The organism is Pseudomonas sp. Pdm06 (assembly GCF_014851795.1).
GTDB lineage: Bacteria > Pseudomonadota > Gammaproteobacteria > Pseudomonadales > Pseudomonadaceae > Aquipseudomonas > Aquipseudomonas fluorescens_AA.
This window is the reverse complement of record NZ_JACVAH010000075.1, coordinates 1-255: the sequence shown is the minus strand read 5'-3', so window position 1 is coordinate 255 and position 255 is coordinate 1. Positions and strand designations below refer to the sequence as shown.

1 protein-coding gene is annotated in these 255 nt (G+C 61.6%); it reads left to right on the top strand.

All coding sequences use genetic code 11. The annotated features are described in order from the left end of the window. A partial coding sequence (locus tag IB266_RS30610) for a radical SAM protein (RefSeq protein ID WP_192264476.1) occupies positions 1-255 on the top strand: 255 nt, incomplete at both ends.

The window sequence follows — 255 nt, the reverse complement described above, 5'->3', positions numbered from 1 at the left end:
GCTGAGCACCGAGCAGTGGTTCAAGGTCTTTCGCGAAGCCCGGGAGATGGGCGCCGCGCAGCTGGGTTTTTCCGGCGGCGAGCCGCTGGTGCGCCAGGACCTGGCCGAGCTGATCGGTGAAGCGCGCTGGCTGGGTTTCTATACCAACCTGATCACCTCCGGCATCGGCTTGACCGAACAGAAAATCAGTGACTTCAAGAAGGCCGGGCTGGACCATATCCAGATCAGTTTCCAGGCCAGCGACGAGCAGGTGAA